This is a genomic window from Mesorhizobium sp. WSM4849 (assembly GCF_055811385.1).
In genome coordinates, this window is record NZ_JBVVPW010000065.1 from 1 (window position 1) to 13,456 (window position 13,456).

15 protein-coding genes and 5 pseudogenes are annotated in these 13,456 nt (G+C 58.7%); 15 read left to right on the top strand and 5 right to left on the bottom strand.

Translation table 11 applies throughout. The annotated features are described in order from the left end of the window. From AC0L3L_RS35425 to AC0L3L_RS35435, 3 genes are all read left to right on the top strand, one after another. A partial coding sequence (locus tag AC0L3L_RS35425) for an acyl-homoserine-lactone synthase (RefSeq protein WP_473641958.1) occupies positions 1–394 on the top strand: 394 nt, incomplete at its 5' end. Continuing rightward, on the top strand, positions 339–911 hold the full coding sequence (locus tag AC0L3L_RS35430; RefSeq protein ID WP_473641960.1) for a transcriptional regulator domain-containing protein: 573 nt from the start codon (positions 339–341) through the stop codon (positions 909–911). The genes AC0L3L_RS35425 and AC0L3L_RS35430, both read left to right, overlap by 56 nt. Next, positions 908–1,192 (top strand): DUF2285 domain-containing protein, encoded by a 285-nt coding sequence (locus AC0L3L_RS35435; RefSeq protein WP_473525299.1) that lies wholly within the window; start codon positions 908–910, stop codon positions 1,190–1,192. Before AC0L3L_RS35430 ends, AC0L3L_RS35435 begins: the two co-directional genes overlap by 4 nt. A 30-nt stretch (positions 1,193–1,222) precedes the next feature. Here the strand turns inward: AC0L3L_RS35435 and AC0L3L_RS35440 are convergent, their stop codons facing one another. Then, positions 1,223–1,474, bottom strand: coding sequence for a DNA -binding domain-containing protein (locus tag AC0L3L_RS35440; protein ID WP_065012453.1), 252 nt, complete (start codon positions 1,472–1,474; stop codon positions 1,223–1,225). Between the two features lie 127 nt (positions 1,475–1,601). Here AC0L3L_RS35440 and AC0L3L_RS35445 point away from each other — a divergent pair, with 127 nt between their 5' ends. The 8 genes and pseudogenes from AC0L3L_RS35445 to AC0L3L_RS35480 all read left to right on the top strand — a co-directional run bounded on the left by AC0L3L_RS35445 (position 1,602) and on the right by AC0L3L_RS35480 (position 7,241). Beyond that, positions 1,602–1,814: a helix-turn-helix domain-containing protein gene (locus AC0L3L_RS35445; RefSeq protein WP_065012446.1), complete on the top strand. Its 213-nt coding sequence runs from the start codon at positions 1,602–1,604 to the stop codon at positions 1,812–1,814. 290 nt (positions 1,815–2,104) lie between these two features. Next, on the top strand, positions 2,105–2,320 hold the full coding sequence (locus tag AC0L3L_RS35450; RefSeq protein WP_473525300.1) for a helix-turn-helix domain-containing protein: 216 nt from the start codon (positions 2,105–2,107) through the stop codon (positions 2,318–2,320). Positions 2,321–2,386: 66 nt separating this feature from the next. After that, a complete protein-coding gene (locus AC0L3L_RS35455) occupies positions 2,387–2,581 on the top strand; it encodes a helix-turn-helix domain-containing protein (protein ID WP_473479559.1) in 195 nt (64 codons plus the stop codon). 154 nt (positions 2,582–2,735) lie between these two features. After that, positions 2,736–2,945 (top strand): helix-turn-helix domain-containing protein, encoded by a 210-nt coding sequence (locus AC0L3L_RS35460; RefSeq protein ID WP_473641962.1) that lies wholly within the window; start codon positions 2,736–2,738, stop codon positions 2,943–2,945. A gap of 1,013 nt (positions 2,946–3,958) precedes the next feature. Further along, positions 3,959–5,165, top strand: a pseudogene (gene glyA / locus AC0L3L_RS35465) (serine hydroxymethyltransferase). 114 nt (positions 5,166–5,279) lie between these two features. Then, positions 5,280–5,863: pseudogene (locus AC0L3L_RS35470) on the top strand (S-adenosylmethionine synthetase N-terminal domain-containing protein); the annotation flags it as partial. A gap of 128 nt (positions 5,864–5,991) precedes the next feature. Next, entirely contained in the window at positions 5,992–6,393 is a 402-nt protein-coding gene (locus AC0L3L_RS35475) for a methionine adenosyltransferase domain-containing protein (protein ID WP_473641966.1), read from the top strand. 94 nt (positions 6,394–6,487) lie between these two features. Beyond that, a pseudogene (locus tag AC0L3L_RS35480) lies at positions 6,488–7,241 on the top strand (adenosine kinase). Positions 7,242–8,457: 1,216 nt separating this feature from the next. Here the strand turns inward: AC0L3L_RS35480 and AC0L3L_RS35485 are convergent. Further along, positions 8,458–8,920 (bottom strand): annotated as a pseudogene (locus tag AC0L3L_RS35485) (Ros/MucR family transcriptional regulator). A 242-nt stretch (positions 8,921–9,162) separates the two neighbouring features. On the opposite strand from AC0L3L_RS35485, the gene AC0L3L_RS35490 reads away from it, so the two are divergent. The 4 genes from AC0L3L_RS35490 to AC0L3L_RS35505 all read left to right on the top strand — a co-directional run bounded on the left by AC0L3L_RS35490 (position 9,163) and on the right by AC0L3L_RS35505 (position 11,708). After that, positions 9,163–9,465 carry a DUF982 domain-containing protein gene (locus AC0L3L_RS35490; RefSeq protein WP_027056410.1) on the top strand — a complete coding sequence of 101 codons (303 nt, stop codon included), beginning with the start codon at positions 9,163–9,165 and terminating at the stop codon, positions 9,463–9,465. 276 nt (positions 9,466–9,741) lie between these two features. Then, positions 9,742–9,990, top strand: a complete 249-nt coding sequence (locus AC0L3L_RS35495) for a DUF982 domain-containing protein (RefSeq protein WP_473479235.1) — start codon at positions 9,742–9,744, stop codon at positions 9,988–9,990. A 536-nt stretch (positions 9,991–10,526) separates the two neighbouring features. Further along, positions 10,527–11,372: a hypothetical protein gene (locus tag AC0L3L_RS35500; RefSeq protein WP_473641964.1), complete on the top strand. Its 846-nt coding sequence runs from the start codon at positions 10,527–10,529 to the stop codon at positions 11,370–11,372. A gap of 105 nt (positions 11,373–11,477) precedes the next feature. Continuing rightward, positions 11,478–11,708: a hypothetical protein gene (locus AC0L3L_RS35505; protein ID WP_473479240.1), complete on the top strand. Its 231-nt coding sequence runs from the start codon at positions 11,478–11,480 to the stop codon at positions 11,706–11,708. 133 nt (positions 11,709–11,841) lie between these two features. On the opposite strand, the gene AC0L3L_RS35510 is transcribed toward AC0L3L_RS35505, so the two are convergent. The 3 genes and pseudogenes from AC0L3L_RS35510 to AC0L3L_RS35520 form a co-directional block, all read right to left on the bottom strand. Further along, positions 11,842–12,159 carry a DUF4158 domain-containing protein gene (locus AC0L3L_RS35510; protein WP_473641968.1) on the bottom strand — a complete coding sequence of 106 codons (318 nt, stop codon included), beginning with the start codon at positions 12,157–12,159 and terminating at the stop codon, positions 11,842–11,844. Next, positions 12,139–12,388, bottom strand: a pseudogene (locus AC0L3L_RS35515) (cytochrome P450); the annotation flags it as partial. The pseudogene AC0L3L_RS35515 and the gene AC0L3L_RS35510, both read right to left, overlap by 21 nt. Positions 12,389–12,777: 389 nt before the next feature. Next, a complete protein-coding gene (locus tag AC0L3L_RS35520; RefSeq protein WP_473630300.1) occupies positions 12,778–13,128 on the bottom strand; it encodes a hypothetical protein in 351 nt (116 codons plus the stop codon). Between the last annotated feature and the right edge of the window lie 328 nt (positions 13,129–13,456).

Genomic DNA, 13,456 nt, shown 5'->3' on the forward strand with positions numbered 1-13,456 from the left:
CCATGGCCGCCCCTCGCCTCAGAGCAAGGGCCGTTCTCTCTCCAAAGCTTTTTGCAGAACCTTCAGGACACTATCCCTTGATCTCCCACCGTCTGCACCGAAGGGCAGTGGGAGTATAGCTGTTGCCACGTATGAACTTCTCGCTGGCATGATCGAGTTCGGTTTGTCACGGCAACTCACCCATTTCGTCACGGTTACGGATTTGGGCATGGAGCGAATCCTGCGTCGCGCCGGATGGCCGCTGGTCCGGATAGGTAAGCCCCAGACAATCGGCACCACGCGCGCCGTTGCCGGCTTTTTGGATGTCTCAGAGGCGAGCCTTGCTGCGGTCCGCCACAATGGCGATCTTGGCGGTCCCGTGCTGTGGGCGCCTGTACTCTGCACGGGCGCCTGACATGGTTATGATAGATAATGACGCCGACGGGCCGGACTGGCAGGATGAGAAATCCTATCGCTATACGCGGCACCTGACGCAACGCGGCTGGGCCTGGGAATTCCTGCGGCGCAATCCGGCCTTCCAGCGTGACTTGAGGCACGCGCTTGAGCACGCAGAATTTGCAGAAAGGCGCTTCGGCATAGAAGTGGTGAGATCGTCGGCCGATCTGACGCGGTGGGGGCTCCTGTTCGCAAGCTCGTTGAGGCATGATGCGTTTGTGTTCTGGTGCTTCCGCCAATGCCCTCATGTTCTGCCGGTCATTGCGGAAAAGGCACTGTCGCCCGAAACGCTTTCGTTTGATCTCGTTGCCTTCATGTCGGGCGGCACTCGTGATCACGGCGGACGGTCGCCGGCATATCATGCTGCGAAATGCTCACCGGATTTACAACTGGTTGTGCAGGGCGCGGACGTTTTGCGCCCCGTTCGGCTTTCCGTCGACGCGATCTGGCCCGCCGATCGGATGAACAGCAGTTGAATGCGTTCGAATGCCTCAATGCTCTTCACGCGACCGGACAACTTCCCGACAGGCTGTTTCCGCCCGAGGCCCGCGCCAGCCGTCTGCGCTTTGTCATCCAGGCGCTTGACGGCTCGCTAGGCGGTGCATCGCACCGTCAAATCGCAAGGGCCCTGTTGGGCCGGCAACGCGTCCAGGTCGACTGGACGGATCCGCGCAACCACCTTCGCGATCGCATTCCCCGTGCTGTCCGGCGCGGTCACATGCTCATGGATCGTGGCTATCTGGATTTCCTCGCCTGAAAGTAATTGGAATAGCTCACCTGGGGCCGGTCAGCGCGCGAACAGTTCTTTGTATCCAGTCGTAACCATCCAGTTTGCCCGATCGAGATGGCTGCGAACCGCCATTCGGGCGCGCTCAGGTTCTCGCATCGGATCGATGCCGAGGACGAGCTGCGCCATCTCGTCTTCGCTGGCATCGTCGGCGGACGCGTCCAGGAGCCTCATATAGATCGTGAAGTGCTCGTTGTCGTAAGCGGTCAGACGGTCCGACCACGGGACTTCGTCTTGAACTTTGGGTTTCATCGCGACCTCCTGCGGTTCGGGTTTGTCGTCATCGGATAGGGCAAGACATCTCCTCGTTGGGCTAATCATATCGAATAGGAACGATCGTTCCTAGAACGATAGTTCCGGTTCTGGTCCCTATCTTGCCATGGACCTCAAGGAGGTCATGGCGATCAACATGCGTCGTTTGCGCCATGATCAGGACCTGACGCAGGAAGAATTGGCTGCCCGCACAGAGCTCAGCATGCGCTATGTTGGTTCGATCGAGCGTGCTCGGGTTTCCGCAAGCGTCAGTGTGCTTGGCCGGCTCGCAAAAGCGCTTGACGTTGATCCTTGTGAGTTGATTCGGCCGCCGCAGTAACAAAGGCGATCCGGCCCATCCCGGATTGCCGAAATCGATTTTGATGGCGCGCCAGTGAACTGAGCCCGCTTTCTTCGACATGGGTCTAGACCATTCGGCTTCGCTCCCTGGCGCAGCTTGCGTGACCTACAGCGCTGACCTTGAGCGATAGTCATCGTCAGATCGCATCCGGGAAGTCGCGAACTCTAACAGCAGGTAGTTCGGGCAAAGTCGATGCTCGTGCCAGTTGCTCCTAGTTTGTAGAGTATACTCCGTGGTGAAATCCTCAACAAGAGGGTGGCCTCTCGCGTATGGGAATCCGAGAGGTCTTTGCCCGCAATCTGCGTAGGCTTCGCGAGAAAAAGAAGCTCTCGCAGGAGGCGCTGGCACATGAAGCTGGTGTTGATCGAACCTACATCAGCGCTCTTGAGCGCAGTGTATATGCTGCTACCATCGACATGGTCGAGAAGCTCGCTACGGTGCTGGAGGTTGAGCCGGCAAGGATGCTCGATCCGCGATCGGAATAGACTTAATGCATCGTCTGATGCCGAGATCCTTCGATCGCCCGCCAACGCCGGCTGCTGGAACAGCTGATAGCGGCGCGCAAGAACAAGGGCTTAACCCAGGCCAAGGTTGCCGAAGCGCTTCGCTGCCCGCAGTCTTTCGTGGCCAAGTATGAGGGCGGTGAACGTCGCATGGACTTCATTGAGTTCCTCGACGTAGCCGAAGCGCTCGAAATCGACCCTTGCGGGGTTCTCGCGGGTGTGCGTCGCTTGCGTGACCGATAGGTCGTGCTGTGCTTGGCTTGAGCGACCAACGTCATCGAAATCGCATCCCTGGATTTGCTGCCCTCGCGGCAGATGGTTCGGGCAAATCGATGACAATGTGGATTACATATTATAGTTGATAAACTCAAGGCCCGTGATCCGCTGACCTCCGCGCATGGATGTGCGCAAGCTGGTCGGACGAAATGCACGTAGGATCAGGGAGAAGACCGGCTTGACGCAGGAGCAGCTTGCCGAGATCTTCGGATTCAGCCAGCAGTACATCAGCGGGCTGGAGAAGGGCAAAAGGAACCCCACCATCGTGACGCTTTATGAACTGGCACAAGCCCTCCGTGTCAGCCACATCGATCTGGTGCGACCTGACTGACCAGGATTAAGCGCTATTTTGGAAATGGCGCCGACGCGCCGCGGACATTTCGACCGCATCCGTCGTCTAGATGATGCTGCGCACACCCGGATAGGCGAAGAGGCACGACGTGCTGCCAGTCGCGCCGCCAGCTCTGAGTGATCGCCGGTTGTCGCCGGCCCAGTCCCGGGGCCTGAAGTCCTCCAGAGCCTTCATGCCGGCTTGGCGTCCGCGCCCCGGCAGATGGCGCTGAGCGTCGGCACGACGGCTTTACGATCCTTCCGTGACACGAAATCAAGTTAATGGTGGATCGGGCACGTTAGCACTGTCGCCTGGGGAAAGGTGGCGCCGATCGCCTCCCTCTTGGCCAAGCAGTTCGCCAGCTTGCCGTCTTACCAGCACCTCGCCAATCTCGTCGCGTTCTTGTTTAGGCGTTGCAACAGATCCTTCAAAGAAATTCATGGAATCTTTGCGACCGCAAATCGCCGTCAATGGTACGCTCACCACAATTTTCGAGTTCAGTGACGGCAGAAATCTAATGCGTTTTATGTTCCGCTGCCGAACAGCATTTGCGAAGAGCGCGAAATGACAAAGCCAGCAGGACGAGGGTTCAGTTCTTCTATTTGGCGTCGTGCTGGCCAATGATAATACTTATCGATCGCCTAATGACAGCAGCACATCTTGTTCGCCTTCGGATCCTGGGCCTTTGCGCGCATGCCGACCTGACTGTCTGCGAACTAGCGGAGATTCTCGATTTTCGTCGGGAGCACGTTGCGCGACACGTCCGGATGCTCGCCAGAGCCGACTTTCTTTGCGGCAACGGACAACGTCCTTGGTCCTCATATCATCTCAATGCAGGGGGCAAGGGGGGGGCAAGGACGGAGGGTTGGTTCAATTCTTGGTCGATCTCCTGCCCCGCGACGATTGGTATCAAAGCGGGACCTGGAGCGGCTCGAGGCGGTACAGACGCGTGGTCGAAGGAGACTGCTGCTTGATCGTAAAAAGATCTGCCCAGATGGGAGCGCGACACTACTATGAAGAACTCCGCTGACGCAGCCATCGCAGAGCCCGGCACATACGGATGGTCTTCCTTGGTCCACGTCGATTGCCACTTCACGAACTAGGTCTACGGCAGGAGCGGACGACGCTCAAACTCATCGCATCTGAGAACTTTGCCTCCTCAGCCGTGCTGGAAGCGACCGGCTCGATCTTCACGAACAAGTACGCCCAGGGGTACCCGGGTGCGCGCGACTACGCGGGAAACGAGATCGTCGATGAGCTTGAGACCCTCGCGATCGGGCGCTTGAAATCGCTGTTTGGCAGTGAGCACGCCAACGTCCAGCCCTATTCCGGCTCGCCGTCCAATCAGGCCATCTATCGAGCACTGTTGAGTCCGGGAGACAAAGTGATGGGCTTGCCTCTCCCCGAGGGCGGCCATCCGACCCATGGTTGGGCCGGCAACTTCTCCGGCAGCGATTACCAACACGTCCCTACGCTGCAATGGCAGAAATCGCTCTGGAGGCGAACTCCTATCTCGTGGCCGACATTGCGCACACTGCGGCCTGATTGTCGCTGGAGCGCATCCGAATCCCGTGGCCCATTGCGACGTCGTCACCAGCACGTCTCACGAGTCGATCCGCGGGCCCCGTGGAGGCTTTATTTTGTCGAAGAATGAAGATCGCTATCAGGCGCTCTATCATCCCACGAGTAAATACAATCTCGCCAGACGGATTGATCGCGCGGTGTTTCCTCAACTGCAAGGTGGGCCGCACATGAATATCATCGCCGCGCTAGCTGTTGCTTTGCAGGAAGCCGCGACCCCCTTTTTCCGTACCTACGGTCACCGGATCGTCAGGAATGCCAAGACTCTGGCCGAGGCGCTTCTGGATCGTGTTTATGACCTGGTCAGCGGCGGGACTGACAATCACATGCTGATCCTTGATCTCCGGACCGGCCGCTCTCAGGCAAAGCCTATGCCGAGCGCCTGGCAAGGGCAGGCATCATTACGAACTCTAATATGGTGCCGGGCGACCCGCGCGACCCGGCAGTCACAAGCGGAATCCGCTTGGGGTCGCCGGCAGTGACGTCCATGGGCATGCGTGAGGGGGAATGGTGCAGATCGCCGCTTTCATCGACTCCGTCTGCCGCCAGCCCGACGATCAGGAAGTTCATGCGAGCGTACGAAGAGACGTTGCCGACTTCTGCACTGCGTTCGACGTCCCAGGCATCCTCGACCGGTAAGCCACCCCAGTCCGGAAACTCCCCACCTAACTCCAACACTTGAAGCGAGGGCATTCCATGACCAGGCAGTTCGTGTTCTCTTCCGAATCCGTTGGCGCGGGACACCCGGATAAGATGGCAGATAACATCTCCGATGCAATCCTCGATGCGGTCCTCCGTACCGATCCGAAGGCGCGCGTCGCCTGTGAAACGTTGGTGAAGACAGGGATGGTCGTTCTGGCTGGCGAGATCACCAGCCACGCGGAGATTGATTACAGCCAAGTTGCCCGCGACACGATACTCGATATTGGGTACGACGATGATGCCATCGGCTTTGATGGTCGACGTTGCGCCGTCGTTCTGGCTCTCACCGAGCAGTCGCCCGACATAAGCCAGGGCGTTGACGAAGGACGAGGGCAGGATCTCGAGCAGGGCGCGGGGGATCAGGGCCTCATGTTTGGATTCGCTTGCAACGAGACGGATACATTGATGTCCTTGCCGATCCAACTCGCCCATCGTTTGACGAAAGACAGGCAGAGATCCGGAAAACGGGACAGCTTGGCTGGCTGCGTCCAGACGTGAAATCTCAAGTGTCCGTACGCTACGAGGGTTTCCGCCCGGTGGCGCTGGATACCATAGTCCTGTTGACGCAGCATGACGAGGCGGTCTCACAAGCCACGGTCCGCGAAGGCGTCATTGAGGAGATCATAAAACCGGTCCTGCCGCCCGACTTGGATACGACGGGGATCAGATTCCTGGTCAATCCAACCGGCCGGTTCGTGATCGGTGGGCCGCACGGCGACTGCGGGCTTACCGGGCGCAAGATCATCGTGATACCTACGGCGGAATGGGGCGTCACGGCGGCGGCGCCTTTTCGGGCAAGGACCCATCCAAGGTTGACCGCTCGGCCGCCTATGCGGCGCGTTACGTCGCAAAGAATGTCGTTGCCAGCGGCCTTCCAGAGGTCTGCGAGATTAGCTTGCTTACGCGATCGGCGTGGCCGCGCCGGTGTCTATCCTCGTCAATACTTCGGAACTGCAAGATCGAGGAAAAAAGGATCGAGCGCCTTATTCTTGAGCTTTTCGATCTCCGACCGAAAGGCATCATCAAGATGCTTGATCTCTTACGCCCGATATACCGCAATACGGCGACATACGGACACTTCGGCCGTGAAGAGCCTGAGTTCACCTGGGAGAAGACGGACAGAGCCGACGACTTGCTGCGTGAAGCAGGACCGGCAGCTGCGTGAGGGCCGCTGGATCAAGCGCATGCGGCAACTCGCTAGACCGGCGCCCGGCCGGCATAGCAAAAAGCCGGTGGGGTAGTTCGCGGAGACATCATTGATGCCGAACTATGACGTGCTTTGTATCGGTAATGCCATCGTCGACATCATCGCCCAGTGCGACGGCATTTCTGCAAACCAACGGCATCATCAAGGGCGCGATGAACCTGATCGACACGAGGCGCGCCGAAATGCTCTACAGCCGCATGGGCCCGGCCATCGAAGCCTCCGGCGGCAGCGCCGACAACACGGCGGCGGGCGTCGCGAGCTTCGGCGGCCGCGCTGCCTTCTTCGGCAAGGTCTCGAACGATGCGCTCGGCGAAATCTACGCCCATGACATCCATGCGCAGGGCGTCGCCTTTGACACCAAGCCGCTCAATGGCGAGCCACCGACGGCGCGCTCGATGATCTTCGTTACCCCAGACGGCGAGCGCTCGATGAACACCTATCTCGGCGCCTGCATCGAGCTCGGGCCGGAAGATGTCGAGGCCGACAAGGCGTCCGCTGCGGCGCTGGCCCAGATCCGCAAGGACTGCAAGATCGCGGCCGTCACGCGCTCGGAAATGGGCTCGGTCATCGTGCGCGGCGACGAGACCGTCACCGTCGACGCGACCAAAATCCGGGAGCTGGTCGACACCACCGGCGCCGGCGACCTCTATGCCGCCGGCTTCCTCTACGGCTACACGCAAGGGCGGCGCAGCCTGAAGCATTGCGGCGATCTCGGCTCGCTGGCGGCCGGGCTGGTGATCCAGCAGATCGGGCCAAGGCCGCGGCATAATTTACGCCACGAGGCTGAGCAGGCAGGGTTGATCTAGCCGGGCGACTCAACGACAAGCTGCCCGTCTCCCCTCCTGCAGGCTGTGCGGGGAAAGTGCGCGTAAATCGAAATTTTGTATGCGCATCCGCGTGAGACGGCAGCCCGCGGCATGTCACGATCGAAAAGGTTGATTGTGGTGTCGCCCTCCAGTGCGAACCCTCTGCCGTGCGATATGGGAAGCGTACCGATCGCCAGCTCGACATGTCGCACATATTGCTCACCCGCCATCGTCGACCTCGTGTGGCAACAGGTCGGCCGGAATAGGAATGCGATAGAGCGGGTAAGCGGCCAACTGGTGAATTGACATTAACGCATCGCCCGATTGAGGTTATCCTGCCGAGAGCGCAATGCGTTGTTCAAGCAAGTCGAGACGATCATGGGCAAATACAAAGACCATCGTCAGCCACGCCGGCATCGCCATGACGATGACACGTTTTCTTTGCGGAACAGTCTTCCGAGCCATCTACTTTCAGCGTTCGTCGAACGTAACCGCGGACCTTGTCGACGCCGAAGTGATGTGGTTCAACACCAGCAAGGGTTTTGGCTTTGTCAAATTGCCGGAGGGCATCGAGGCCTATCTGCACATCCGGGTACTTGAGGCGGCGGGAGCCGCGTCGTTTACGAGGAAAACACGTCTCAAGGTCACAACGGAAGAAAGCCCCAAGAGGTCACCAGGTCTCGGGAGTGCTGTAGGTCGGCGATCAAACCGCGAGAGTTGCGCTGGAAAGTCCACCGCCGGGACGGGTGCCCAGTTGGAGAGCGAGGGCACCGTTAAGTGGTACAATCCCCCAAAAGGGCTTCGGCTTGATTGCTCCTGAAAACGGTGAGAGCGACATCTTCGTTCATGCCCCGCGCTGACCCGCTCAGGACTCGGCATGCTGATGGAGGGTCAGAAGGTGTTTGTTCAATGCGGGCAGGGCAAGAAAGGCCTGGAAGTTCGGGGAATTCGCCTCGCTTAAATGCGATGGTCCTGGGACCGAAATCGCGCCTCAGACAAAGAAAAAGCCCGCTGCCGGGAGGAGGTGGCAGCGGGCTCTATTTCGAATGAGACGCGGGAGGAGGTGCGCCCCATTCAGCGTCGGCACCACATCTGGGAGGAGTAGATGGCCGACAACATGATCATACCGATAGCTGCGGATATTGCAATGCACAAATTTTATATCGCAAGTGCGAAATGATGCCGGATCCGCTCGATCGATCCTGACAAAGTGCGGTCAGGCTGCGGCTTTCTTGCGGGCACGCTTGGCAGGTGCCGGCGCTCCCGGTTCCTTCGGCTTGCGGCCCAGACCCATGGTCTTGGCCAATGCCGAGCGCGCCACACCGTAGTTCGGCGCCACCATGGGATAGTCCGCCGGCAGCCCCCATTTCGCGCGATATTCGTCGGGCGTAAGGCCATAGTGGGTAGCCAGGTGACGCTTGAGCGACTTGAACTTCTTGCCGTCGTCAAGGCTGACAATGTAATCGGGTGTAACCGATTTTCTGATCGGTACGGCAGGCTTGAGAGCTTCCGACTTTACTGGTGCGGTACCACCAGTAGTGCCTTTCAATGCGATGTGGATCTGGCCGATAAGCCCAGGCAGTTCACCGACGGGAACCGGATTATTCGAAACATAGGCTGAGACGACATGGGCGGAGTTCGATGAGGTTGTCAGCTTTCGTCTCAGCTTCTTCGGTCATGAAAACGCTCCTGCGGGCTTAGATTAGGCGGTGCAGAATCAATTCATAGCTTAATAGCGACGACCGCGTTTGATAGCAACCAAGCCATTGCACGATCTGCTGGCGGATCGCTACACACCCGGCCGCAGCCGCGGATCTTCTTCTTGAACCGTCATCGCCCTGACAACACACTGTGCCATGGTCACCGCGTCGGTGCGGCGCCTCTTCCCGCAAATCGGCTATTTGGAAGGTTGGAGGAACGAATGAACGCTGAGGCTTTCAGCAGCCCCCTTTTCGTGAAGCGCGCTACGCACATCATCCAAGAGATTGCCGGCCTTGCGGATGCAATCGATTTTCTCAATGAATGGCCGGAAGATCGCAGAGACCTGATCCACGAAGCCGCCCTCAGGGCATGCTACGATGCATACGATGGGCGCAAGCCGGTAAGCACGGCGCGCAATGCCTTTTTCGGCTTTGCGAAGCGGGTCGCCATATTGGAAGATCCAACCTCCGCGATGCAGTGGATCGCCGCCTGCAGATCGGGCAGTGGAAAAGTGCAGGTGTAGACTTCGACGACGTGTTTGAGACTGGCGCGAGGCGCGTCAAAGAGTGCAGTATGTCCAGGTTTCAGTTAGACCACGCGAATGAGAAGCAGTTCCTCACCACCGACTACAAAACCGCAGATCGCACGCAACCCTGACCATGGCCAGACGCAGCTCATGGCGATCGCTTGGTCGCCAATGGCCAGGTTCGGCGGTGCAGATGCAGTGGTCGGGTTCGGCTGAGTAAATAAATGCGACCCGGGGCTGTTTGCCTCATAGTGGCTGTGGAGGAGGGGAGAGATGACCGGCTTGATCAGATTTGAGAGGCCAGTCATTGTTCAGGTTAGCCGCCGGAGCTCGGAGCGAATCGTGTTGGACGTCAACGACGCAGCCGCTATCTTGCTCCGGGATCTGCATCATGAGACCAATAAACGCAGAATAGCGATGGACACCTGTCTGCAGGTGTTACGCGGTAAGACCCATCCACCAGCCGCTCGACGAGCTTTCGTGGCAGCCGCGCTCGAAGCACGCATTCTGCGCAGCGATTGAGATCTAGGACGCCGCTCATGAATTTCGGCCATCTGCGCATCGCTATTGGGCAGAACACCCCTGCCGGCATCCGCCAGGAGCAAGCCAACCCCGCTCTTTCCGCGGTGGCTTTCCCGGTCTGGCGCCGGATCTTCCACCATCAAAACACAAGAGGATGCCAGCCAGCTGCGGCCGCTCGGCTTCGCCGTCGCGGTGATCGTGATTGCAGCCAGAGGTAAACGGAGCCATAGGGCGAGAATTGGCCCGCTGCAAATGGCACAGCGTCGATGCCGCCACAACGGTCTCCAGAAGTGCCGTTCGAATCCTTCCCCAGCTTGGCCCTACATCCGATCTCCCGGAACGCGCTCCGCGGATCGGTGGCGTGTGACCGCCGATGCTTCTCCCGATGGTCGGGAGCGGGTTTCGGCGATCAAGATCGGAAAGATGATAGTGATACTGAATTATATCCGAAACTGGCTGGCTGTGAGCCGTCTCCTCCCCGGCGGCTTTTCATTTGCGGCTAGAAACTGGCATATAGGCCAAGGGCGAGGAGAGGCATGGCACGTAAACCGTTCATTTCAATCGGCGAGGAAGAGTTCACGAAGTCTAGATTTCGTAGGCTCTCTCGGGCTGCCAAGGTCGAGCTTATGGTTACGTGGTTTCAGGAGCACTTCGAAGATCCGGCCGAGAAGACTCCCTACGAAAGTGCAGAGGGCGGTTACCAATGGATTTGGGGTGGCCCTTACAACGCGGATGAAGAGATTCAGGACACGTTTTCCGAGGTTGTCGACTTCGACACCATGCAGAAAGCCGTAGAGGAAATTGAAAAGGACGGCTTGTATGACTGGGCTCCGACCGACGTCGGGAATGACGCGCCATACGAAGAGGACGACGGAATCTATAGCATCAACGATCCCCTGCCGGACATCATCCCACCTGAAGATGTAGAGGACGATGACGCGCTGACGGTCGAACAACTTCGACAGGAAATGCTTCAGCGCCTAGATAGACTTGAAGACCTGATCAGAGCCGGCAGCCAACGCGATCGGGGGATGATCGGCCACAACAATCCGCCAAGTCCGATCGATGACCTTCCTGTTACCAGAGGCGACTTGGATGAAATTCAGCGCGCTATCGGGGAACTTCGCCATCAAGCTCAGGCACCTGAGCCTGCAATTGAAGCTGTTCACGCAAGCAGCACCGTGCTCCGGCGCGTAGCAGGGACCATTGGAGGCTGGTTAGTGGACCGTGTTAATGCAACCGTCGATGCTGGGATTCAAGGTCTGATACCGGGTGCGGTCGGTGCTGTCGTTATTGCATACGCTGGCCAGCTGTATGAGCTACTTCAAGGTGCAGCTGCTGCGGCAATGCACTGGGTTCAAGCCCTGCCGCTCCCTTTCTGAAACTACACACGCGAGAACACATATTCATGACTCGATGAGATTTGCTTGCGTGGTCGGCACTCCCGCCCGTAGGATCATCGATCCCGACTCACCAAGAGGCCTGATATGGACATTCCATTAGCAAACGGAATCGTCGCTGATTTCCGCAGCCAAGAGAACCTCGGGCTAGCGCTGGACCACCAGCACTATGCCGGCGATCTCGTGGAGGCTTGGAACATCGATGCGGAGGAATGGATTCGCGAGAACTATCCCGATGCCGACGACGAGACCGTCGCCAATGCGGCGCTTCGGATCGAGGAAGCAGGCCCTTGGGTATACACCGACCGGGAGTTTTGAGCCCAGGGTCCCACTCGTTAGATAGAGTGCGGATAATCTACAGGCTGAGTGCCACGTGGATCATCCGCCTACGTGCAAAACTTGGAAGTTTCTCATGTCTGCTAAGTGTTGTAGAAATAATAAGAAAAGAAGCTTAACTGGGGTTCTTGGAAGCTTTTCGAACTTTCTGTCTGGCACCTCCAGCCGAATTGCGAGCGCTCGCGAGGGACGCTGGGATGTCAGAATTTGCGATGGGACAATCCGACGCATCGACTGTCACGTTCAAGTCGGAGGAGTGCCGGCCGAGGCGATTGCGGTCCTCTCGGCAACGCCGGATCAGATCGAGGTCGCCGGGCTCAAAGGTGTAAAGTCGGGCCAGGTCGTCACGGTGCGCCGGGAATCCCGGTAGTTGTTCCCGCTCGGCTTCGCTCAGCGTGCTTGCGCCTTCGCTCATCAGCGCGCTGATGACCATGGCCGGAAGCGGAAAGGAGAGGTGGCGCCGCAGGTCGGCGGGCTGGGGCTGGGTCGCCAGCGTCTCGAACAACTGCGCGGCGATCGCCTCGACCTGCTGCGAGCAGCTTCACCCTGCGGTTTTTGAAGACCGGCGCCACGATCGTGCGTAACCGGGCATGCTCGCCCCCTTCGTGCGAGACCAGCCACCCCGGCGAACCGAGAATCACCGAATCCGGGGTGAATGCCGCACCCTCTAAGCGATGGAAGGGCGGAAGGTGACCGGTATGCGTATTTCGTAAAAGCCGGACAGGGATTCCGCTAAGTCGCGGACAGGCGTTTCGCTAAGTCCCGGACAGTTTGGCGGCGGTGGTCCTCGGGTGCCTGGTTGTCATCATGGGCGATTGATTTCGCCGTAAGCCGCGGTCTTCGGCGAGCGACTGACGGCTGGCTGAGTAGTTGCCGAACCATGAAGCCACCCGGGCTCCGCGCTTGGCTCAAACTCCCCGCGTTCAAGCCTTTGCAGCGTTAGACTAGCTCGCTGCAGAGCGGCCCTCACTGCAAGTGCAGTTTTGTGGATGCTCCACGGATCGTCACTGTAGCCGTTGTCGGCTAGGATACCCTTAGCCCTGCCGATGCATCAATCCCTCATCGATTTCCAAAAGACATTCTCGATTGGCATTGTCCCCGGGATGGGATCAGCGATGCCTTCCACTCCAGCAACTGGATCGGTTGATGGCAACGGATATTTTTTCCACATGCCCTCGTACAGCTCGGTGTGCCCGTGGAGCTGTTCACTCGGATTGTCGTAGAATTTTGCAAGCCATTCGTCGTGCACGGCCTTGGCAAAACGGTGCGCCTCCCGGTCCGTGATGAGGCGCGGTGTGAGCGCATCTACACCGGCAGCAGCAGGACGACCCAAGCTGGTTCCATTGACCGAGCGATTTCCGAGCCGAAGCTGCGCCCACTCGCGTTCAAACTCCGCAAGCACCTCTGCGTATTTCCTTAGTTCCCAGCGTCTTGTTGACTTCTCAGCGGCCGGTCAACACGGCAATGTCGGCTGGAACCCGCTTTCGGAACCAGCAAACGCCGGTCTTGCGATGCTTTGTTGGACGGCTCATAGCTAGGACCATGTGTAACACCTGTGCGTAGCACTCGGGTGTAACCGGGGCAAAACCGGCGGCGTTTGTTGGGGTTCAGCGACCGGCGAGGAGAACGGGAAGCGGTAGGATCTTGCTGCCGGGGATGCCGAGGCGGTCGCCGAGATAATCCCAGAAGCTGACACCGAGCTTGTTGCAGGTCTTCATCATGCTGAGCAT